The sequence below is a fragment of the Burkholderia sp. BCC0398 genome (genome assembly GCF_902833245.1).
Lineage (GTDB): Bacteria > Pseudomonadota > Gammaproteobacteria > Burkholderiales > Burkholderiaceae > Burkholderia > Burkholderia sola.
Window position 1 is genome coordinate 1 of the sequence record NZ_CADFEM010000021.1, and the last position, 19,947, is coordinate 19,947.

The 19,947-nt window shown below is 68.6% G+C and carries 20 protein-coding genes; 7 read left to right on the forward strand and 13 right to left on the reverse strand.

Translation table 11 applies throughout. The features are described from left to right. Positions 1 to 158 precede the first annotated feature (158 nt). The 3 genes from HWX76_RS32620 to HWX76_RS32630 all read right to left on the reverse strand — a co-directional run bounded on the left by HWX76_RS32620 (position 159) and on the right by HWX76_RS32630 (position 2,738). A complete protein-coding gene (locus HWX76_RS32620; protein WP_050011512.1) occupies positions 159 to 476 on the reverse strand; it encodes a hypothetical protein in 318 nt (105 codons plus the stop codon). Positions 477 to 540: 64 nt separating this feature from the next. After that, positions 541 to 1,482, reverse strand: coding sequence for a ribosome small subunit-dependent GTPase A (gene rsgA, locus HWX76_RS32625; protein WP_124629897.1), 942 nt, complete (start codon positions 1,480 to 1,482; stop codon positions 541 to 543). Then, positions 1,479 to 2,738, reverse strand: coding sequence for a M48 family metallopeptidase (locus HWX76_RS32630; protein WP_050011804.1), 1,260 nt, complete (start codon positions 2,736 to 2,738; stop codon positions 1,479 to 1,481). The genes rsgA and HWX76_RS32630 overlap by 4 nt, the downstream gene beginning before the upstream one ends. 125 nt (positions 2,739 to 2,863) lie before the next feature. Here HWX76_RS32630 and orn point away from each other — a divergent pair, with 125 nt between their 5' ends. After that, positions 2,864 to 3,484: an oligoribonuclease gene (gene orn, locus HWX76_RS32635; RefSeq protein ID WP_050011510.1), complete on the forward strand. Its 621-nt coding sequence runs from the start codon at positions 2,864 to 2,866 to the stop codon at positions 3,482 to 3,484. A gap of 34 nt (positions 3,485 to 3,518) precedes the next feature. On the opposite strand, the gene mog is transcribed toward orn, so the two are convergent. Beyond that, on the reverse strand, positions 3,519 to 4,127 hold the full coding sequence (gene mog / locus HWX76_RS32640) for a molybdopterin adenylyltransferase (RefSeq protein WP_080334138.1): 609 nt from the start codon (positions 4,125 to 4,127) through the stop codon (positions 3,519 to 3,521). Further along, positions 4,111 to 4,713, reverse strand: a complete 603-nt coding sequence (gene yjgA, locus HWX76_RS32645; RefSeq protein ID WP_275564760.1) for a ribosome biogenesis factor YjgA — start codon at positions 4,711 to 4,713, stop codon at positions 4,111 to 4,113. The genes mog and yjgA overlap by 17 nt, the downstream gene beginning before the upstream one ends. Positions 4,714 to 4,840: 127 nt before the next feature. Between yjgA and pmbA the strand changes: the two genes are divergently transcribed. Next, the gene (gene pmbA / locus HWX76_RS32650) at positions 4,841 to 6,211 is read left to right on the forward strand and encodes a metalloprotease PmbA (RefSeq protein ID WP_048984630.1); all 1,371 of its coding nucleotides are present in this window, start codon (positions 4,841 to 4,843) and stop codon (positions 6,209 to 6,211) included. 90 nt (positions 6,212 to 6,301) lie between these two features. On the opposite strand, the gene HWX76_RS32655 is transcribed toward pmbA, so the two are convergent. Both HWX76_RS32655 and HWX76_RS32660 read right to left on the reverse strand, forming a co-directional pair. Further along, a complete protein-coding gene (locus HWX76_RS32655) occupies positions 6,302 to 6,802 on the reverse strand; it encodes a dihydrofolate reductase (protein WP_050011507.1) in 501 nt (166 codons plus the stop codon). 289 nt (positions 6,803 to 7,091) lie between these two features. Continuing rightward, positions 7,092 to 7,418, reverse strand: coding sequence for a hypothetical protein (locus HWX76_RS32660; RefSeq protein ID WP_089488264.1), 327 nt, complete (start codon positions 7,416 to 7,418; stop codon positions 7,092 to 7,094). 500 nt (positions 7,419 to 7,918) lie between these two features. Here HWX76_RS32660 and HWX76_RS32665 point away from each other — a divergent pair, with 500 nt between their 5' ends. Beyond that, positions 7,919 to 9,316 (forward strand): sigma-54 dependent transcriptional regulator, encoded by a 1,398-nt coding sequence (locus tag HWX76_RS32665; protein ID WP_050011505.1) that lies wholly within the window; start codon positions 7,919 to 7,921, stop codon positions 9,314 to 9,316. Between the two features lie 42 nt (positions 9,317 to 9,358). Beyond that, positions 9,359 to 10,330, forward strand: coding sequence for a thymidylate synthase (locus HWX76_RS32670; protein WP_050011504.1), 972 nt, complete (start codon positions 9,359 to 9,361; stop codon positions 10,328 to 10,330). Between the two features lie 98 nt (positions 10,331 to 10,428). On the opposite strand, the gene HWX76_RS32675 is transcribed toward HWX76_RS32670, so the two are convergent. Both HWX76_RS32675 and HWX76_RS32680 read right to left on the reverse strand, forming a co-directional pair. Continuing rightward, positions 10,429 to 13,017, reverse strand: coding sequence for a DUF6600 domain-containing protein (locus tag HWX76_RS32675; RefSeq protein WP_244138054.1), 2,589 nt, complete (start codon positions 13,015 to 13,017; stop codon positions 10,429 to 10,431). A 150-nt stretch (positions 13,018 to 13,167) separates the two neighbouring features. Further along, on the reverse strand, positions 13,168 to 13,875 hold the full coding sequence (locus HWX76_RS32680) for a helix-turn-helix transcriptional regulator (protein ID WP_050011501.1): 708 nt from the start codon (positions 13,873 to 13,875) through the stop codon (positions 13,168 to 13,170). Between the two features lie 188 nt (positions 13,876 to 14,063). On the opposite strand from HWX76_RS32680, the gene HWX76_RS32685 reads away from it, so the two are divergent. Both HWX76_RS32685 and HWX76_RS32690 read left to right on the forward strand, forming a co-directional pair. Beyond that, entirely contained in the window at positions 14,064 to 14,204 is a 141-nt protein-coding gene (locus HWX76_RS32685) for a hypothetical protein (RefSeq protein WP_162838111.1), read from the forward strand. A gap of 130 nt (positions 14,205 to 14,334) precedes the next feature. After that, positions 14,335 to 14,847 (forward strand): acyl-CoA thioesterase, encoded by a 513-nt coding sequence (locus HWX76_RS32690; protein WP_027811985.1) that lies wholly within the window; start codon positions 14,335 to 14,337, stop codon positions 14,845 to 14,847. A 46-nt stretch (positions 14,848 to 14,893) separates the two neighbouring features. On the opposite strand, the gene fumC is transcribed toward HWX76_RS32690, so the two are convergent. The 3 genes from fumC to HWX76_RS32705 all read right to left on the reverse strand — a co-directional run bounded on the left by fumC (position 14,894) and on the right by HWX76_RS32705 (position 18,247). Next, complete coding sequence (gene fumC, locus HWX76_RS32695; protein WP_011544913.1) at positions 14,894 to 16,288, reverse strand: class II fumarate hydratase; 1,395 nt, start codon at positions 16,286 to 16,288, stop codon at positions 14,894 to 14,896. Between the two features lie 184 nt (positions 16,289 to 16,472). Beyond that, a complete protein-coding gene (norM, locus tag HWX76_RS32700) occupies positions 16,473 to 17,861 on the reverse strand; it encodes a multidrug efflux MATE transporter NorM (RefSeq protein ID WP_124557539.1) in 1,389 nt (462 codons plus the stop codon). Positions 17,862 to 18,028: 167 nt separating this feature from the next. Beyond that, positions 18,029 to 18,247 carry an RNA-binding S4 domain-containing protein gene (locus HWX76_RS32705; protein ID WP_006486208.1) on the reverse strand — a complete coding sequence of 73 codons (219 nt, stop codon included), beginning with the start codon at positions 18,245 to 18,247 and terminating at the stop codon, positions 18,029 to 18,031. A 266-nt stretch (positions 18,248 to 18,513) separates the two neighbouring features. Here HWX76_RS32705 and HWX76_RS32710 point away from each other — a divergent pair, with 266 nt between their 5' ends. Then, positions 18,514 to 18,915, forward strand: coding sequence for a hypothetical protein (locus HWX76_RS32710; protein ID WP_176016900.1), 402 nt, complete (start codon positions 18,514 to 18,516; stop codon positions 18,913 to 18,915). Between the two features lie 125 nt (positions 18,916 to 19,040). Here the strand turns inward: HWX76_RS32710 and HWX76_RS32715 are convergent, their stop codons facing one another. Next, complete coding sequence (locus HWX76_RS32715; RefSeq protein ID WP_050011497.1) at positions 19,041 to 19,817, reverse strand: DUF4088 family protein; 777 nt, start codon at positions 19,815 to 19,817, stop codon at positions 19,041 to 19,043. Between the last annotated feature and the right edge of the window lie 130 nt (positions 19,818 to 19,947).

Sequence of the window (19,947 nt, forward strand, 5' to 3'; positions counted from 1 at the left end):
CGTCCCATCGCCATGCTGACGTCTCCCGTTCCGTTGACGTCAACATGCTACGTGAACATAGACCGGTTAACAACGGAACAGGACACTAGCCCAGCGCTCGCCAAAATGAGAAGGCCGGCTCGATGCCGGCCTTTTCGCTGTGCGTCGGCGCAGTGCGTTCAGTCGTCGAGCGGGTTGCGCACGGCGCCGCATTGCCAGCACGCGGTGAATTGCGCTTCCAGCGCTTCGCCGCACTGCCGGCAGCGCCAGGGTGCCGCGCCGGCCGACGGGCCGTGCGACGCGGCATCGAGGAGCCGACGGGCGAGCGCGTCGTCGCGTTCGTCGTCGAGCCACAGTTCGGGCGTGCACGCATCGGCGGGCAGGCCGCCGAGCGCGCCGGTCGCATAGCAGTTGTGCAGCTCACAACCGATGCCGGCCACCTGGAGCACGTTGGCCCAATGCTGTGCGGTCGCGAGGTCGGGTGCCTTGAAACGCATCGCGGCTCCTGTCGATGAAGGCCGGCCCGGCTGGCGCCGGCCGGCCGTCGCACACGTCGAGCGGTCAGCGGACGATCTGGCTCGCCTCATGCACGAGCTGCGCGTACAGCGCGTGCCGGGACGGCGCGATGCGGCCGTCGGCGACGGCTTCGAGGATCGCGCAGCCGGGCTCGTGCAGATGATGACAATTATAGAAACGGCAGTCCGCGAGCAGCGGACGGAATTCCGGAAACGCGCGCTCGAGGCGGCCTTCGGTCAGGTGGTAGAGGCCGAATTCCTGGAATCCCGGCGAATCGATCAGCGCACCGCCGCCTTCCAGCGGGTACAGGCGTGTGAACGTGGTCGTGTGGCGGCCGCTGTTGAGCGCGGCCGAAATCTCGCGGGTCGCGGCTTCGGCATCGGGCACGAGCAGGTTCACGAGCGTCGACTTGCCCATCCCGGACTGGCCGAGCAGGATCGTCGAATGCCCGGCGAGATGCGGCATCAACTGCGCGCGCGCGTCGTCCGGCGCGCCTTTCACCGACAGATCGAGCACGTCGTAGCCGAGCGCGCGGTACGGCGCGAGACGCTCGCGCGCCACCGGCAGCGCGGCTTGGACGTCGATCTTGTTCAGCACGACGAGCGGCTTCAGCTCGTTCGCCTCGGCCGCGATCAGCGCGCGGCCGAGCAGATCCTCGCTGAAATAGGGCTCGGTCGCGAGCACGATCAGCAACTGGTCGAGGTTCGCCGCGAACAGCTTCGACTTGAACTGGTCGGAGCGGTACAGCAGGTTGCGCCGTTCGCCGATCTCCACGATCACGCCCTGGTCGGCCGATGCGAGCTCGTACGCGACGCGGTCGCCGACCGCGATGTCGCTCTTCTTGCCGCGTGGGAAGCATTGCAGCATCGGGCCGCCGTCATCGGGCGCGACGATGTAGTGGCGGCCGTGCGCCGCGATCACGCGGCCTTCGGCCCGCTGCGCGCCGGATGCGCGCGGGGCCGGCTGGCGGGAGGTCGGCCGGCTCATGCGTGCTGCAGCAGGCGGTCGATCCGCTGCGACGCGGGCGGATGCGAGTAGTAGAAGGCCGTGTAGACGGGGTCGGGCGTCAGCGTCGACGCGTTGTCCTCATAGAGCTTCACGAGCGCGCTGACGAGATCCTGCGCGTCGGTCTGGCTGGCCGCGAACGCGTCGGCCTCGAATTCGTGCTTGCGCGACGTGAGGCTGCTGAACGGCGTCGCGAAGAACAGGAACACCGGAATCGCGAGGAAGAACAGGATGAGCGCGGCGCCCGCGTTGCTGGTGTCGAGCGACGGCGTGACGCCGAGTCCCGTGTAGAACCACGTGCGTTGCGCGAGCCAGCCGAGCAGCGCGAGCAGCACGAGGCTCAGCACGAACGACACGAGCATCCGCTTCATCACGTGGCGGCGCTTGAAGTGGCCGAGCTCGTGCGCGAGCACGGCTTCGATCTCCTGGCCGGACAGGCGCGCGAGCAGCGTGTCGAAGAACACGATCCGCTTCGATGCGCCGAAGCCCGTGAAGTACGCGTTGCCGTGCGCGGAGCGGCGGCTGCCGTCCATCACGAACAGCCCCTTGGCCGCGAAGCCGCAGCGCTTCATCAGCGACTCGATGCGCGCGCGCAGCGCGTCGTCCTTCAGCGGCTCGAACTTGTTGAACAGCGGCGCGATGAAGGTCGGGTAGATCAGCAGCACGAGCATCTGGAACGCGACCCAGACGACCCAGGTCCACAGCCACCACAGGTTGCCGGCCTGGTTCATCAGCCACAGCACGACGAACAGCAGCGGCAGGCCGAGCACGGCGCCGAGCAACGTGTTTTTCAGCATGTCGGTGAAGAACAGCCGCTTCGTCATCCGGTTGAAGCCGAAGCGCTGCTCGATCCCGAACTGGCGGTAATACTCGAACGGCACGTCGATCACGCCCGTGATCGCGAGCACCGCGGCGACCAGCGCGACCTGCTGCCCGTAGCCGCGGCCGAGCCAGCCGGTCAGCAGCGTGTCGAGCGCGCCGACGCCGCCGAGCAGCGTGAGGCCGACCAGCACGGCCGCGCTGACGACGATCTCGAGCATCGTCAGCCGGGTGCGCTCGACGGTGTAATCGGCCGCGCGCTGGTGGGCGGTCAGCGGGATGGTGGCGCTGAACTGCGCGGGCACGCCGTTGCGGTGCGCGGCGACGAAGCGGATCTGCCGCGACGCGAGCCACAGCTTGGTGACGACCATCGCGAGTACGGCGATCGCGAACAGCAGGGTGAACGAAAAGGGTGACATCGAAGGCGCCAAAGGGTTCTATGCGAGAATTATATGTTCTTGCGGACCGGCCCCGCTGATGCGATGCCGACCGCCCGGGTGGCGCCGCGTCGGCGCGCCCGGTTCGCTATTTTCCAGGATGAATCATGACCGATACCGCCGCTTCCGCCAGCCAGCCCGCGCTCGTGCGCAACGAGTTGAACCTCGTCTGGCTCGACATGGAGATGACGGGCCTCGACCCGGATAACGACCGCATCATCGAGATCGCGGTCGTCGTGACCAATTCCACGCTCGACGTCGCCGTCGAGGGCCCGGTGTTCGCGATTCACCAGAGCGACGAGACGCTCGCGAAGATGGACGACTGGAACAAGTCGACGCACGGCCGCTCGGGGCTGATCGACCGCGTGCGCGCGTCGACCGTGACCGAGGCGGAAGCCGCCGCGCAACTGCAGGCGTTCCTCGCGCAGTACGTGTCCCCGGGCAAGTCGCCGATGTGCGGCAACTCGATTTGCCAGGACCGCCGCTTCATGGCGCGCTGGATGCCGGAATTCGAGCGGTTCTTCCACTACCGCAACCTCGACGTCAGCACGCTCAAGGAGCTGTGCCGCCGCTGGCAGCCGGCCATCTACAAAGGTTTCCAGAAGCGGGCGATGCACACCGCGCTCGCCGACATCCACGAGTCGATCGACGAGCTGAAGTACTACCGCGAGCATTTCCTGATTCCGGCCGCATCGGCGCCGGCAGGCGATTCCGTGCCGGCCGCCTGAGCGGGCCGGCACACGTGCGGCGCGCGGCAAACGCTCAGCGCCGCGCGCTTTTCGGGCGGAACGCCGCGACCACCGCGGCGTCGGTCTCGATATACGGGCCGCCGATCAGGTCGATGCAGTAGGGCACCGCGGCGAAGATGCCGGGCACGGTCGACTTGCCGTCGGCGTCGCGCAGCCCTTCCAGCGTTTCGCGGATCGACTTCGGCTGGCCGGGCAGGTTGATGATCAGCGCCGCATGGTCGGCCGTTTCGCGGATCACCGCGACCTGCCGCGACAGGATCGCGGTCGGCACGAAATTCAGGCTGATCTGCCGCATCTGTTCGCCGAATCCCGGCATTTCCTTCGTCGCCACGGCCAGCGTGGCTTCCGGCGTCACGTCGCGACGCGCGGGGCCCGTGCCGCCCGTCGTCAGCACGAGGTCGCAGCCGGCGACGTCGACGAGTTCGGTCAGCGTGGCCGAGATCGTCGGCGCGTCGTCCTGGATCAGGCGCGTTTCGGCGCGCCACGGCGAAACCAGCGTGCCGGCGAGCCATTCCTGCAGCGCCGGAATACCCTTGTCTTCGTAGACCCCCGTACTCGCGCGGTCGCTGATCGACACGAGGCCGACCACGAGCTCGTCCGGGTGGTTAGGCTTCGTCGTCATGGTCGTCTCCGGCGTCGTCGGCCGCGTCGTCGTCGCTGTCGGACGCGCCCCCGGCCGCCTTGATCCACTGGAACAGCTCGCGGAAATAGCGCGGCGGCTTGCCTTGCTGCGCTTCCTTGCGTGCGTTGCGGATCAGCGTGCGGCCTTCCTGGATGTCGGCGTCGGGGTGCTGGCGCAGGAATTCGGTCAGCGCGTCGTCGCTCGCGAGCAGCTGCTCGCGCGTGCGCTCGATCCAGTGCAGGCGGGCCGTCGCAGCCTTGTTCACGCCGCGTTGCGCGTCGAGTGCGGTGCGCAGCGCGGCCGTTTCGTCGTCGGTCAGCGAGCGCATCACGCGGCCGACGTACTGGAGCTGGCGGCGCTTGCCTTCGTGATCGGTGATCCGGCGCGCCTCGCGCACGGCGTCCGCGAGACTTTCGGGCATCGGCATGCGCTTCAGTGCGTCTTTCGGCAGGTCGACGAGCGCCTGGCCGAGCACCTGCAACTCGTGCATTTCGCGCTTCAACTGGGATTTGCTGGGGCGATCGTAGCCGTTGTCGTCTTCTTCGGCGACAGGCTCGATCGGCTGGATTCGGGTTTTGCGTGTCATGGGCCGCATTGTATCGCGGTGCGGACACCCCAAGCTTGTCTGTGCGCGGCCCCGGACCTTGCTATGATCGCGGGATACGCAACATTTTGACCATGCGGGCGCCCGCCCGCCACCGGATACCAAGACGATGGCAGCCAATCTCGACGTACAAGCGCGCTATTTCCCGCACACGCAGGACCAGCTCAAGGAAATCGCATCGGACATCCTTCGCCATGCGAAGGCGCTCGGCGCGACCGACGCCGCGACCGAAATCTCCGAGGGCGACGGCCTGTCGGTGTCGGTGCGCCGCGGCGAAGTCGAAACGATCGAGCACAACCGCGACAAGATGGTCGGCGTCACCGTGTTCATCGGCAAGAAGCGCGGCAACGCGAGCACGTCGGACTTCTCGCCGGCCGCGATCAAGGATACCGTCGCCGCAGCCTACAACATCGCGCGCTTCACGGCAGAGGACGAAGCGGCCGGCCTCGCCGAAGCCGAGCTGCTCGAAACCGATCCGCGCGACCTCGATCTGTACCACCCGTGGGCGCTGAGCGCCGACGAGGCCGTCGAGCTCGCCCGCCGCGCGGAAGACGCCGCGTTCGCGGTCAGCCCGCAGATCCGCAATTCGGAAGGCGCGAGCGTGTCGGCGCAGCACTCGCAGTTCGTGCTCGCGACGTCGCGCGGCTTCCTCGCCGGCTATCCGTACTCGCGCCACTACATCGCATGCGCGCCGATCGCGGGCAGCGGCCGCCACATGCAGCGCGACGACTGGTATTCGTCGAAGCGCAGCGCGATCGATCTCGCCGCGCCCGAAGCGGTGGGCCGTTACGCGGCCGAACGCGCGCTCGCGCGGATGGGCGCGCGCCGTCTCGACACGCGCAAGGTGCCCGTGCTGTTCGAGGCGCCGCTCGCGGCCGGCCTGCTCGGCGCGTTCGTGCAGGCGGTGAGCGGCGGCGCGCTGTATCGCAAGACGTCGTTCCTCGTCGACAGCCTCGGCAAGCCGGTGTTCGCGCCGCACGTCCAGGTCGTCGAGGATCCGCACGTGCCGCGCGCGATGGGCAGCGCGCCGTTCGACGAGGAAGGCGTGCGCACGCGTGCGCGCAGCGTCGTGAAGGACGGCGTCGTCGAAGGCTATTTCCTGTCGACCTATTCGGCACGCAAGCTCGGCACGCAAACCACCGGCAACGCGGGCGGCTCGCACAACCTCGCGCTGCGCAGCTCGAACACGCAGGCGGGCGACGACTTCGACGCGATGCTGAAGAAGCTCGGCACGGGCCTGCTGCTGACCGAGCTGATGGGGCAGGGCGTGAACTACGTGACGGGCGACTATTCGCGCGGCGCGGCGGGTTTCTGGGTGGAGAACGGCGTGATCCAGTATCCGGTCGAGGAAATCACCGTCGCCAGCACGCTGCAGGAGATGTTCCGCCATATCGTCGCGATCGGGGCGGACTCGATCGTGCGCGGGACGAAGGAAACCGGCTCGGTGCTGATCGAGCAGATGACGATCGCGGGGCAGTAAGCCGCGCGTGGCGCAGGCCGCCAGGAAACGAAAAAGCCCGACCGGCGTATGTGAGCCGGTCGGGCTTTTTTCATCGTGCGGAAGAAGACGTCAGCCGCGCTTGCGCGTGTAGACGACGAACGCATAGCCGAACGTGTTCGGCGCGGCGGCCCGATGCGCGTCGCGCGAGACTTCCTGCCAGTGCGCGGCGTCGGGCGCCGGGAACGACGCGTCGCCGTCGAAATCGGCATCGATCTCGGTGACGATCAGCTTGTCGGCGAGCGTGAGACCTTCCGCGTAGAGTTGCGCGCCGCCGATCAGGAACGCCTCGGGCACGCCGTCGTGCGCGGCGAGCGCCAGTGCATCGGCGAGCGACGTGACCGTGTCGCAGCCTTCGAAACGGCGCGCGGCGTCGCGCGTGACGACGATGTTGCGGCGGCCGGGCAGCGGCCGGCCGATCGATTCGTGGGTCTTGCGGCCCATCACGATCGGCGCGCCCATCGTCGTGCGCTTGAAGAACGCGAGATCCTCGGGAAGTTTCCAGGGCAACTGGTTGTCGCGGCCGATGATGCCGTTGCGGGCGCGCGCGACGATCAGGGTCAACGTCGTCATGAAGGTCGGGGAAGAGGGAAGACGGAATGGAGCCGATTTTACCGGAACGGCGGCGCGCGCCGGATTCCGCCTGCCGGCGCGGGTATCCGCGTTTCTTGCATCGTGCGCCGCGACGCGTGATGCCCCGCGCCGCGGCGGCCGTCCGAATAAAAAGAGTGCCCGCCGGGGGACGGAGCACAAAAACTTTTTGTGCCGCGAGATTGGCGATACCGGCTCTACCCGATGGCATTCCTTCCGACCGGATCGTCGATTCAATACGCAATCCTGATCGATTCGACGCGTCGAATGATCAGGGATGCGTATTGGCTCGCGCGTTGCCTTCCATCGCATGCCGGATATCGCCCGGTTGAGGCGCCGGCAGCGGCAGCGGCAAATGGGGCGGCGGTGGAATCTCGTCCCACAGCGTCACGGAGGCCTGGCGTGCCGGCAGCGGTTGCGGCGCCGACACGGTCACGATGCCGAACGCGTTGTCGTGTTGCCTGCCCGGCGTGTTGTCGGCAAGCAGCATCGCGCGCTGCGGCTGCATGCCTTCGTCCGCGCAGGCCGGTGCAGGCGGGCCGGCGGCCGACAGCACGAGCGTCATCGGCACGAAGGAAAGTAAAAAAAGTTTTCGCATGGCGACTGTCTCCGGTCGTTTCCGTATTCAGCGAAATACATGCCACCGTACCGGGACCGTTGCCGCCATTGCGATTCGTGCCCGAGCATTGCGAATGACGGCCGAAAACGCCTGAAAATGTTTCAGGCCTGAAACGAGGGGGCTCGGGAATATTGCTGATTCAACCGATACGCTCGAAGGATGAAAATCGGCGCGTGTGTTGGTGACGAAGCCCTTTCTGCGCATCCACTATGTGCAGAGGATTGATCTGCATCGACCTCCTGAGCGATTTGGCCGCATCGCCATCGGCGCTGAAACGGGTTTGTCGTATTCAGCGCCTATAACCAAGCTGTCTTGTCAAAAATTATTGGACGCGAGATAAGCGCCATCATGCGAGGCTTTGTCGTTGCCGCGCATCGGCATGGCGAATCGAGCCACCTCTGGCTGACCCGATTCGATCCTTTTGCACACGATCTGACGTGTGCGGCAATCGTTAGACGGTTGATGAACGGGGTGAGGATATGGGAGCCGATCAGCGGCACGTGATCTACTATTCGCGCGAACCGAACGACGCATTGCGCGGCCATTTCGACGAACGCGGCTGGCGCGTCGATCTCGCCGAGACCGTGCGCGACGTACGGCGCGTCGTGCAGCACGGCGTGGCAACCGCCGGCCTGCTCGATTTCTCGCCGGGCTTCAAGCCGTCGGATCTGCGCGAACTCGAAGCCTGCCTGAGCATCCAGCACATCGGCTGGATCGCGGCGACGCGACGCGGCCAGTTGCAGGACGCGACACTGCGGCATCTCATCCGCGACTATTGCTTCGACTACGTGACGATGCCGTACGAAACCGGGCGGATCGTCGAGACCGTCGGCCATGCGCACGGCATGGTCGCATTGACCGATCCCGTTGCGCCGCCCGTCGGCGCCGGGCGCAGCGAAGGCGAGATGGTCGGCACCTGCGATGCGATGCTCGGGCTCTTCAGGACGATTCGCCGCGTCGCGGCGACCGACGCCCCGGTGTTCATCTCCGGCGAATCGGGCACGGGCAAGGAACTGACGGCGGTCGCGATTCACGAGCGTTCGTCGCGCGCGCAGGCGCCGTTCATCGCGATCAATTGCGGCGCGATCCCGTCGACGCTGCTGCAGGCGGAATTGTTCGGCTATGAACGCGGCGCGTTCACCGGCGCGAACCAGCGCAAGATCGGCCGCGTCGAGGCCGCCAACGGCGGCACGCTGTTTCTCGACGAGATCGGCGACCTGCCGCTCGAAAGCCAGGCGAGCCTGCTGCGCTTCCTGCAGGAAGGCAAGATCGAGCGGCTCGGCGCGCACGTGTCGATGCCGGTCGATGTCCGCGTGATCTGCGCGACGCACGTGGACATGGAAACGGCGCTGCGCGAAGGGCGCTTTCGCGAGGACCTGTTTCACCGGCTGTGCGTGCTGAAAATCGAGGAGCCGCCGCTGCGCGCGCGCGGCAAGGACATCGAGGTGCTCGCGCGCCACATGCTCGAGCGCTTCAAGGGCGACGCGCATCGCCGCCTGCGCGGCTTTTCCCCGGACGCGGTCGCGTCGCTGTACGGCTATTCGTGGCCGGGCAACGTGCGCGAGCTGATCAACCGCGTGCGGCGCGCGATCGTGATGTCCGAAGGCCGGATGATCACCGCGGCCGATCTCGAGCTGAACGACTATGCGACGCTCGCGCCGGTGTCGCTGCTGGAGGCGCGCGAGGCGGCCGAACGGCAGGCGATCGAGCAGGCGCTGCTGCGCCATCGCGGCCGTTTTGCCGATGCCGCGCGTGAGCTCGGCGTGTCGCGCGTCACGCTCTACCGGCTGATGTGCGCGCACGGCATGCGCGATCGCGGCGACACGCTGGCAGGGTTTTCGGCGTCGTTGCCGGAGCTTCCGCGCCACGCTTGCTAAAATTGGCGGGTACGGCCGCCCCTCGCGGCCGAAGGAACCCGCATGAAACAGTATCTCGATCTCGTTCGTACCATTCTCGATACCGGCGCCTGGCAGGAGAACCGCACGGGCATCCGCACCATCAGCATGCCGGGCGCGATGCTGCGCTTCGACCTGCAGCAAGGCTTCCCGGCCGTGACGACCAAGAAGCTCGCGTTCAAGTCCGCGATCGGTGAACTGGTCGGGTTCCTGCGCGCGTCGCGCAGCGCGGCTGATTTTCGCGCGCTCGGCTGCAAGGTGTGGGATGCGAACGCGAACGAGAACGCGCAGTGGCTCGCGAACCCGTATCGCCGGGGCGTGGACGATCTCGGCGACGTATACGGCGTGCAATGGCGTGAGTGGCCGGGTTACAAGGTGCTCGACGCGAACGCTGACGCGCAGATCGCCGACGCGACGCGCCGCGGCTTCCGGATCGTCACGCGTTTCGACGAAGACGGCGCGCCGAAGGTGCTGCTGTACAAGGCGATCGACCAGCTGCGCCAGTGCCTGGACACGATCATGGAGAACCCGTCCGATCGTCGCATCCTGTTTCACGCGTGGAATCCGGCCGTGCTCGACCAGATCGCGTTGCCCGCGTGCCATCTGCTGTACCAGTTCCTGCCGAACGCGACGAAGCGCGAGATCTCGCTGTGCCTGTACATCCGCAGCAACGACGTCGGCCTCGGCACGCCGTTCAACCTGACGGAGGGGGCCGCGCTGCTGTCGCTCGTCGGCCGGCTGACGGGCTATACGCCGCGCTGGTTCACGTATTTCATCGGCGACGCGCACATCTACGAGAACCAGCTCGACATGCTGCAGCAGCAGCTCACGCGCGAGCCGTACGAAAGCCCGCGGCTCGAGATTGCCGAGCGCGTGCCCGAGTACGCGAAGACGGGCGTCTATGCGCCCGAATGGCTGGAGCAGGTCGAGCCGTCCGATTTCTCGCTCGTCGGCTACCGGCATCATGAGCCGCTGACCGCGCCGATGGCGGTCTGATCGCGCGGCCGGGGCCGCGCGGCTTCATCGATTCGCACCTGCAAAAAGGCTCGACCGGCTGATACCGGTCGAGCCTTTTTGTTTCATGTTTGCTGCACCTACTGACGATGCCGCTCCTCGTGGCCGCCCTGCGGCGGCGGATTGCCCGGACGCGGCGCCTCGACGTGCGGCGCCGGCTGTGGCCGTGGCTCCATCCGGGGCGCGGGCATCGACGGGCGCGGTTCCATCCGGGGCGCCGGCTGGGGTTGAGGTCGCGGCTCCATGCGCGGCGCCTGCGGCTGCGGGCGCGGCATGTCATGCACGGCGGGCGCCGGCGGGCGGTACTCGTTCACGCGCGGCGGCGCGACTTCGCGATGGGGCGCCGGTTGCGCGAAGTCCTGGCGCGGTTGCGGCGCGGGGGCGGCCCGTTCGGGCTGCGGCTGCGCTTGGCGGGCCGGCGTCGGGAGATCGGGGCGCGGACGCGGTTGCGGAATCTGCGCGACATGGTCCGACTGCGGTTGCGGTTGCTGCTGCGCGCGCGGCGTTTCGTTCCGGCCGCCGGGTTGCACACCCTGCGGTGTCGGCACGCCGTCCGGATGCGGTACCGCCGCGCTGCGCACGGGCGGCAGCGCATTCTGTCCTGCCGCGTGCAGCGCAGTAGGCGGCGCGGCGCGCTGACGCTCCATCGGCGTGTGCGGCTGCATCCACGCGGGCGACGACGGTGCGCCGGCTGCACGTGCATTGCCGATGCCCGACGGAGCGTTGTTCGCGCCCGGCGGATGCGGAACGCCGTTGCCGGGCGCGAACGCCTGATGCGGGATCGGGTTGCCGGGCGCCTGCGGCGGGCCGCCATTGGTGAAACGCGGTGCGTTGGAGTTTTCGCCGTTCGGCCGGGCGCCGTTCGGCATGCCCGGCGTCGGTACGCCCGGCGTCGGTACGCCCGGCCGGCCCGCCTGCTCGGCGGCCGGCTGGCCTTCACGCGGCGCGCGGCCCGGCTGCACGACGGGGCCGTGCGGGTTCACGAGCTGCACGTTGTGCATCGCCCAGGCGCCGCCGCCCGGCTTGCCCGGAACGCGGACCGGACGCGCCGCGTAGTCGGCCGGCACATTCGTCTTCACGACCGGCGCGCCGGCGCCCGGTACGCGCCCGCCTTGCTGCGCGAGGTGGGCGGCGGCCTGGTCGCGATACGCGGGCGGCACGGCAGGATTGCGCGTCGCGACGTACGGGTGTTGCGCGATCGCCGCCGGCGGACGGTAGCTGGCAGTGCGCAGCCCGCCGGTGAAGCTCTGGCGGACCGGCGCGATGCCGGGCGTGCCCGGCGTGACGTGCGCGTTGCGCCATTGCTGCGGATCGACGTGTTGCGAGAAGTGCGCGACCGGCTGGCCGTGCACGAACGCGGCGGCCGGCACGGCCGTGATCGCATGCGGCGCGCGGAAGTTCACGTACGTCTTGTTGATGTTGGTGATATTGGTGATGTTCGTCACGTTCACGGTCTTGTTCACGTTGACGTTGTTCACCACGATGTTGCGGTTGACGCGGTCGTAGTAGTGCGGGCTCCAGCCGCCCCAGCCCGGATGCCACGGTTCGCCCGGACCGAGCGCGAACCACGCGCAGCCGGCCGCGGCAACGCCGCCGACCGTGAGCGCGACGCTCCAGTCGGAACCGCCGCCGCCCCCGCCGCCGACGAACGCGACGAGCGCCGGCGCATAGACGGGCGGCTGGCTGACGACCATCGGCCCCGGCACCCAGGCCCAGCTGTCGTCCAGGTACGCCCAGCGGCCGTAGTGATAGGGCGCGAAGCCCCACGGCGCGTCGTCGACCCAGGTCCAGCCCCACGGCGCCTGCCAGATCCAGTGGCCGTCGTGATACGGCGCCCAGTCGGCCGGCGTGTCGTTCGGCACCCATACCGCGCCGTAATTCGGGGTTTCGCGCCACGTGCCGTTCGCGTCGAGATCCTGGTAGCCGGGCATGTCGCGGGACACGTAGCGGGCCGACACCGAGCGCGCTTCGGCCGCGTCGCGGCTGGCGGCCCACTGGTCGAGCGCGTCGGGGCCCGGTGCGGCCGATTGCTGCGCGACCTGCAGGTCGGTGCCGGTGAATACGACCTGCTGCCCGGGCGACAGAGGATACTGCCCGTTGCTGCCGTAGACGGTCGCGCTGCCGCTGCGCACCGTCACCGTCGTGCTCGCGCCGTTCGGCGCGACATCGACGCGATAGTCGCCGGGGCCCGTGATGCCGAGCGCGAGGTTCGGCGTGTCGATTTCGTACGATCCGCCGGCCGGCAGACCGCGCACGTGCGTCGAGACGGTGCCGAGACCCACTTTCAACTGCGTCGTCGTGTCGTCGAGGTTCAGCACCGACAGGCTCGTCGATTCGCCGAGCCGCACCGCGGTCGAGCCGATGTGCAGTTCCGAGCGCGCGCCGGCATCGTTCCACAGCTGGTCGCCGGTCGTCAGCGGCCGGTTCACCGCCGCATACGACCAGGTATCGGTGCCGGCCGGTTCGGTCGTCACGGCCCCCGACAGGTAATTGAGCCGGGCGACGCGGCCGGGCGGATCGCCGCCGGGTTGCCGTGCCGCGGCTGCAGCCGGCGGCGCATCGGCAGATTGCGCGAAGGCGGGCGGCAGCGCCGCCAGTGCGGCGAATGCGAGCAGCGTGTAGCGGGCGGTGCGCTTGAGCGCGAACAGGGAGGCCATGGTGAGCGTCATCGTTGTGATCGCGGCGCGTCGATTCGTGCCGTCCCGTTCACGATATCCGCTTGGCCTGTTTCAAGGCACGGTGTTTTGTAAGTCGAATGGCACGCGGTGTAACAAAACCTGTCCATCGCGCGCCGTTGTCGTGCAGCTGCAATGCCGGCGTCAAGCAGACGTAAGCCACGCGTCGAAAACCTGCTGCCCGGGCACCGTGACGCGCAGCACGCGCGGTCGGGCCGCGCGCTCGATCCAGCCGTGTGCGCAGAAGCTGTCGAGCAGCGCCGCGCCGAGCGCGCCGCCGAGATGCGAACGCCGCTCGCTCCAGTCGAGACAGCCGCACGCGAAGCGGCGCCGGCGCGCGCGCTGCTGCGCGACGTCGATGCCCCATTGCGAGAGCGCCTGCGTGCCGCGCTCGGTGGTGTCGATCGCGTCGCCGTTGGCGAATAGCCAGCCGCGCGCGGTGAGGCCGTCGAAGATGCGCACCGCGAGCTCGCCGGCCATGTGGTCGTAGCAGGTGCGTGCATAGCGCAGTTCGGCCGGGACCGTGCGCGACGGCGGCGGAACCGGGCGATGCGGCGCGGCCGCGCGGGCGACGTTCGCGAGCGCTTCGAGCGACGCCGCGATGTCGGCCGACGCAATGCGGTAGTAGCGATGCCGGCCGCGCACGTCGAGGGCCAGCAGCCCGCCCTCGGTCAGGCGCGCGAGGTGCGCGCTGGCCGCGGACGGCGACAGCCCCGCGATCATCGTCAGTTCGCCGGCCGGTCGCGCGCTGCCGTCCATCAGCACCCACAGCATCGCGGCGCGGCCGGGATCGGCGATCAGTGCGCCGATGCGGCTCAGGCCCGGAAAATGGTGGTCGTCTTGATCGGTCATCGTCGTGTCTCGTCGAGCGGGTTGGAGGGCAGTGTAGTCCGCGCGCGCATTCGATGTTTCGTTTCCGGATGAAATGTCGGATACGGCGGTGGCGCGCTGGCGCGGACCGGACCGCGGCCCGTTGCAGGGCACGCGTAGAATGGCCGGACGCGGCGGCAGCGGGCCGCCGCATGTGACGCGATGCAACGATGAAGACGATTTTCTGTGTGTTGGCGGCCGCGCTCGTGTGCGCGGCCTGTGCGTCCGGCGGTGCGGGCGCGACCGGCGAGCGCAGCGGCAGTATCGAGATGTACGGGACGATCGACCAGGGCATCACGGTGCGCCGCTGACCGACGCCGGTCGGCGCGCGAGCCGGCATGGCCGCCGCAGCCCCGCTAGGCGGGGCTTGCCGCGACGCATTGCCGCAGTGCAACGTATAATGGCCCGATTACAGCGCCCCTGCCGCCTGGAGCCACAACAATGCCCCAACCGTCCCCCGTGCCGGCCGCTCTCGACCGCACCGAAACCGTATTCCGCTTCCTTGCCGAGCCTTCGTCCGTGAACTTCGGCGGCAAGGTGCATGGCGGCGCGCTGATGAAATGGATCGACGAGGTCGCGTATGCGTGCGCGGCCGTCTGGTCGAGCCGCTATTGCGTGACTGTCAGCGTCGGCAACATCCGTTTCCAGCGTCCGATCCTGGTCGGCAATCTGGTCGAGCTGAAGGCGCGCGTCGTCGCGACGGGCCGTACCAGCATGCACATCCACGTGTCGGTGCACGCCGGCGATCCGAAGGGCGGCGTGCTGCGCCAGACGACCGATTGCCTCGTCGTGTTCGTCGCGGTCGACGAGAACGGCAACCCGGTGCCGGTGCCGCCGTTCGTGCCCGAAACCGACGAGCAGAAGGTGCTCGCCAAATATGCGGCCGACGTGCGGGCCGCGCTCGACAAGATCGTCGAGATGAAGCCGGAAGAGGTCGCGAAGGGCACCGTCTGAGTGCCGCGGGCGCCGCGCTCGACGCGCCGCGCCCGTCGTCCTGCCGTTACCGCGTCCCGATCATCTGCTCGGGGCGTACCCATGCATCGAATTCCGCCTCGGTCAGGTAGCCGAGCGCGAGCGCGGCCGCCTTCAGCGTCGTGCCTTCCTTGTGCGCCTTCTTCGCGATCTGCGCGGACTTGTCGTAGCCGATGTGCGGATTGAGCGCCGTCACGAGCATCAGCGATTCGTTCAACAACAGGTCGATGCGCGAGCGGTTCGGCTCGATGCCCACCGCGCAGTGATCGTTGAAGCTCTGCGCGCCGTCGGCGAGCAGCCGCACCGACTGCAGCACGTTGTGCGCGATCATCGGCCGAAACACGTTCAGCTCGAAATTGCCGCTCGCGCCGCCGACGTTGACCGCGACGTCGTTGCCGAACACCTGGCAGCACAGCATCGTCACGGCTTCCGACTGCGTCGGGTTCACCTTGCCCGGCATGATCGAGCTGCCCGGCTCGTTTTCCGGGATCGACAGCTCACCGAGTCCGCAGCGCGGCCCGCTCGCGAGCCAGCGCACGTCGTTCGCGATCTTCATCAGGCTCGCCGCGACCGTCTTCAGCGCGCCGTGCGCGAAGACCAGCGCGTCGGCGGCCGCCATCACCTCGAACTTGCTCGGCGCCGTCACGAACGGCAGCTTCGCGAGCCGGCCGATCTCGTCGGCCACGCGCACCGCGAATTCCGGATGCGCATTCAGCCCGGTGCCGACCGCGGTGCCGCCGAGCGCGAGTTCGTACAGGTGCGGCAGCGCCGATTCGACGTGACGGATGCCCTGGTCGAGCTGCGCGACATAGCCGGAGAACTCCTGGCCGAGCGTGAGTGGCGTCGCGTCCTGCAGGTGCGTGCGGCCGATCTTCACGATGTCGGCGAACGCCTTCGACTTCGCGTCGAGCGTCGCGCGCAGCGTGCGCAGCGCCGGCAGCAGGTGGTTGACGATCGCATACGCGGCCGCGATGTGCATCGCGGTCGGGAACACGTCGTTCGACGACTGGCCGCGATTCACGTCGTCGTTCGGATGAACCTTGCGCGCTTCGCCGCGCTCGCCGCCCAGCAGCTCGCTCGCGCGGTTCGCGATCACCTCGTTGAGGTTCATGTTGGTCTGCGTGCCGGAGCCCGTCTGCCACACCGCGAGCGGGAATTCGCGCGGATGCTTGCCGGCGATGATCTCGTCGGCGGCTTCGATGATCGCGTGCGCCTTGTCGTCGGCGAGCACGCCGAGCGACTGGTTGACGGCCGCCGCGGCCCGCTTGACGATCGCGAGCGCGTGGATCAGCTCGGGCGACTGCTTCTCCGTCGAGATCCGGAAATTCTGCAGCGAGCGCTCGGTCTGCGCGCCCCAGAGCCGGTCGGCCGGCACGGCGATCTCGCCGAACGTGTCGCGTTCCATCCGAACTGCTTCATTCATGATGCACTCCTCCTGGAAAGGGGAAAGGCCGCGCGTCGTCGCGCGGCGTCAGGCGTAATCAGACGTATCGTGAGGCAGTCGCGCCGCTGGCGCGGCGTCTCGAGCGGTTCAGCCGACAAGCATAGCGCCGGCCGCGATTTCGCGTCGTGTCGTGCCCACGGCGCGTGACGCGCGCAAACCGGCGCTAGCGCGCCGCCGCGATCAGCGACGCGGTCTTGCGGTGGAAGCGCCATGCCATCAGCACGGCGACGCTCGCGAGGCCCGCCGCGAGCCCCCACCACAGGCCGCGCGCGCCCAGGCCCGCGTGGAAGGCGAACCAGTAGCCGGTCGGGAAGCCGATGCCCCAGTAGCCGAGGGTCGCGGCGAGCATCGGGATGCGCGTGTCCTTCAGGCCGCGCAGCGCACCGGACCCGACGGTCTGCATCCCGTCGACGATCTGGAACACCGCGGCGATGCCGAGCAGCGACGCGGCGAGCGACACCGTGGCCGCGTTGGCCGGGTCGTCGAGGTGCAGGTACAGGCCGACGATCGTATGCGGCGCGACGATCATCACGAGGCCGGACAGCGACATGAAGCCGACGCCGAGCGCGAGCGCGACGAAGCCCGCGTGCCGCGCGGCGACGGGCGAACCCGCGCCGATCCAGTAGCCGACGCGCACGTTGGCCGCCTGGCCGATCGCGAGCGGCACCATGAACGACACCGACGCGACGTTCAGCGCGATCTGGTGCGCGGCGAGCGACGTCGCGCCCAGCACGCCGACGGTGAGGCCGGTGGCGAGGAACAGCGTCGATTCGACGCCGTACGTGATCGCGACCGGCCAGCCGATGCCGATCAGTTCGCCCATCACGGGCAGCTTCGGGCGCGCGGCGGTCACGAAATGGCGAAAGCGCTGCCGGCCGTGCAGCAGCCAGATCAGCGCGAGCGCGGTGAGCCAGATCGTGATCGTCGTCGCGACGGCCGAGCCGAGAAAGCCGAGGCGCGGCAGTCCGAATGCGCCGTGGATCAGCCCGTAGTTCAGCACGCCGTTGACGCCGACGCCGCCGATCGATACCCACAACAGCCGCCGCGCGGCACCGATCGCTGGCAGGAACGCGCGCATCAGCCCGACGCCGATCAGGCTGCCGAGCGCCGCGAAGCGCAGGATGCCCGTGTATTCGCCGACGTGATGCGCGAGCAGCGGCGGCTCGTGGAACATCAGCAGGATCGGTTCGGCCAGCGACAGCGCGACGATCGCCGGAATCGCGAGCAGCACGGACAGCGCGAAGCCCGTCCAGTAGATGTGCGGCACGCGATCCTCGGCCTGCGCGCCGCGCGCGTGCGCGACGCTCACGCTGACCGACGACAGCACGCCTTGCAGGATCGTCACGATCACGAAGAAGAAGTTCGCGCCGAGCCCGCCCGCCGCGAGCGAATCGGGGCCGAGCGAGCCGAGCAGCACCGTGTCGGTGACGCTCATCGCCATCTGGGACAGTTGCGCGATCGCGAGCGGTGCGGCGAGGCGCGCGGTATCGGCGGCATGACTGGACAGGGACGGCGGCGCGGCGGCCGTCCGCGTGAGACCGGAATGCGACATGGAATGGGCGCTCGCGCGGATGCGGGCCCGCGCTGTATGTCGTTATTTTGAGAGACGGCTAGCTTACGGCTTTATTCGTACCGTGTCGAACGCGTGCGCCGATGGCCATGTCGCGGGCAGGGGAACGGCCAGGGCCTGCGCAAGCCCGTTATCAGCGTGAACGGGTGCTATGCCTCGCGTACCGCGATGCGCGTGTCGCCGAGCAGTACGACCTGGCCCGCGCGGATTTTGCAGGTCTTGCGCAGCTCGACCGCGCCGTCGACTTTCACCGCGCCGGACGCGACGATCAGCTTCGCGGTGCCGCCGCTGTCCGCGAGGCCGGTGATCTTGAGAAGGTTGTGCAGCTCGACGTATTCGCCGGTCAGCGTGAAATCCAGATTGGGCATGACGAGGAAGGTGCGCGGTGCGCGGGAGGAAACGCTCCGCATCATACGGCACCGCGGGCCGGCACGCGAGCGCGGGCCGCCGCCGCACGTTGTAAAGGACTGTGAGCGATTCGTCAGCAAATGAAACGGTGGGTAACAGTCTGAGAGATTCGCGAACCGGCCGCGTGGGCCGCGGGTCTTCTGTCGTACCTGCTGCGTGTTGCGGCGGGAACGCGACGGTCCGCATCGCTGCGGACCGGGCGCACAACTTCTTGAGGAGAATTGCCATGTCCAAGATTCGTACGATGCTGATCGGTGCCGCGCTGACGGCGTTCGCCACTTCGGCCGCATTCGCCCAGACGGGCACGACGGCGCAAGGCGCGGCGGGTGCCGGCGTACAGACGCAGGCTCCGGCGGCAGGTGTCGGCGCAGGCGTGCAGGGTGGTGCCGGCGTGAACGCGTCGGGCAATGCGACGGGCGGCGCGACCGATGCGGTCGGCGCGGCAGCCGATGGCGCGAAGGATACGACGTCGTCGGCCGTCCATTCGACCAAGAAGCACACGAAGCATGCGGCGAAGTCGGCCAAGAGCCATGCGGGCTCGGCCAAGAAGAAGGCCGACGACGCGACCGAAGGCGGCGCCTCGGTCGGCGCGCAGGGCGGCGCATCGGCCCAGGGCGCCACGCAGTAAGCGGTGTCCGGCGCCGTTGCGACGCGTGTTTTCGGACGGCGCGTCGCGACGGGCGATCGTCCGGCGGCCCGGTTCGCTTTGCGCGAATCGGGCCGTCTTCGTGGGGTAATAAGCGGGACGCGTACTTACGGCCGGCGCTGGCCTTGCCCCTGGCCCTGGGCCGGCCGCACCGCAGCCGGCGTGAATACGCTGCGCAGCCACGCGGCGAGGCGCGCGAAGACGTCGTACGGTTCCTCGACGAAGATCTCCGGCTTCAGCAGCCGCAGGTATTCCATGATCTGCTGCGCTTCCTGCTTCTGGAACGAGCCGTGCGCGAGCCCGAGCCGCAGCAGCCCGCGCAGTTCGCCGAGCTTGTCGCGCGCGGTGCTGCCGACGCTCATCTCGCATGCGAGCTTGGCCTCGTAGATCCGCTGCCGCAGCGATTCCGCGAGCCGCCACGCGGGCGTCTGCATCAGTTCCTCGAGCGTCTGGATGTCCTGCGCCGCCGCCTTGATCTGCGACGCGAGCGGGTCGATCAGCGACGCGTCGCCCTGTGCTTCGGCGACGATCGCCTTCGCCCAGTCGCGGCATGCCTTCGCGAGCTCGTCGGGCGTCCATTCGGAGCGCGACGCGAAGCCGAAGCCGAATTCGCCGGCCTGCCGCATCAGGATCGCGACGACGTCCGGAAATTCCTTGTCGAGCGTGCGCTTGGCCCATGCGTACTGGCCGCCCTGCAGCATCCGCTGCACGGCGTGCTCGGTCAGCGGCACCATGTTGTCGAGCAGCTTGGCGCGCAGGAAATCCTCGAACGACGGCGTCGCGAATTGCGGGTCGAGTTTCAGCGATACGCGCACGAACGCGTCGTAGTCCTTGCGCAGGGACTCGAGCGTGTCGTCCTTGAGGGAAAGGGTGATCTGGCCCATGAATCATCTCGATGACGGCCCGCGCAAGCCGGCGCCGGCGCGGCGCACCGGAGCGGGCGCCGCGTCGACTGACCGATGCGCGCCGGGGCCGGTGGCGGGTCTTCCTCTCCTATATCGGCGGGCCGCGCGG

Coding starts and splice junctions, on each gene's coding strand:
- HWX76_RS32665 (WP_050011505.1), top strand. CDS start 7,919: ATGGGAGCCGATCAGCGGCACGTGATCTACTATTCGCGCGAACCGAAC.
- HWX76_RS32620 (WP_050011512.1), bottom strand. CDS start 476: ATGCGTTTCAAGGCACCCGACCTCGCGACCGCACAGCATTGGGCCAAC.
- mog (WP_080334138.1), bottom strand. CDS start 4,127: ATGACGACGAAGCCTAACCACCCGGACGAGCTCGTGGTCGGCCTCGTG.
- yjgA (WP_275564760.1), bottom strand. CDS start 4,713: ATGACACGCAAAACCCGAATCCAGCCGATCGAGCCTGTCGCCGAAGAA.
- HWX76_RS32660 (WP_089488264.1), bottom strand. CDS start 7,418: ATGCGAAAACTTTTTTTACTTTCCTTCGTGCCGATGACGCTCGTGCTG.
- HWX76_RS32715 (WP_050011497.1), bottom strand. CDS start 19,817: ATGGGCCAGATCACCCTTTCCCTCAAGGACGACACGCTCGAGTCCCTG.
- HWX76_RS32710 (WP_176016900.1), top strand. CDS start 18,514: ATGTCCAAGATTCGTACGATGCTGATCGGTGCCGCGCTGACGGCGTTC.
- fumC (WP_011544913.1), bottom strand. CDS start 16,288: ATGAATGAAGCAGTTCGGATGGAACGCGACACGTTCGGCGAGATCGCC.
- HWX76_RS32670 (WP_050011504.1), top strand. CDS start 9,359: ATGAAACAGTATCTCGATCTCGTTCGTACCATTCTCGATACCGGCGCC.
- rsgA (WP_124629897.1), bottom strand. CDS start 1,482: ATGAGCCGGCCGACCTCCCGCCAGCCGGCCCCGCGCGCATCCGGCGCG.
- pmbA (WP_048984630.1), top strand. CDS start 4,841: ATGGCAGCCAATCTCGACGTACAAGCGCGCTATTTCCCGCACACGCAG.
- HWX76_RS32680 (WP_050011501.1), bottom strand. CDS start 13,875: ATGACCGATCAAGACGACCACCATTTTCCGGGCCTGAGCCGCATCGGC.
- HWX76_RS32685 (WP_162838111.1), top strand. CDS start 14,064: ATGAAGACGATTTTCTGTGTGTTGGCGGCCGCGCTCGTGTGCGCGGCC.
- HWX76_RS32675 (WP_244138054.1), bottom strand. CDS start 13,017: ATGACGCTCACCATGGCCTCCCTGTTCGCGCTCAAGCGCACCGCCCGC.
- HWX76_RS32705 (WP_006486208.1), bottom strand. CDS start 18,247: ATGCCCAATCTGGATTTCACGCTGACCGGCGAATACGTCGAGCTGCAC.
- norM (WP_124557539.1), bottom strand. CDS start 17,861: ATGTCGCATTCCGGTCTCACGCGGACGGCCGCCGCGCCGCCGTCCCTG.
- HWX76_RS32655 (WP_050011507.1), bottom strand. CDS start 6,802: ATGACGACGTTGACCCTGATCGTCGCGCGCGCCCGCAACGGCATCATC.
- orn (WP_050011510.1), top strand. CDS start 2,864: ATGACCGATACCGCCGCTTCCGCCAGCCAGCCCGCGCTCGTGCGCAAC.
- HWX76_RS32630 (WP_050011804.1), bottom strand. CDS start 2,738: ATGTCACCCTTTTCGTTCACCCTGCTGTTCGCGATCGCCGTACTCGCG.
- HWX76_RS32690 (WP_027811985.1), top strand. CDS start 14,335: ATGCCCCAACCGTCCCCCGTGCCGGCCGCTCTCGACCGCACCGAAACC.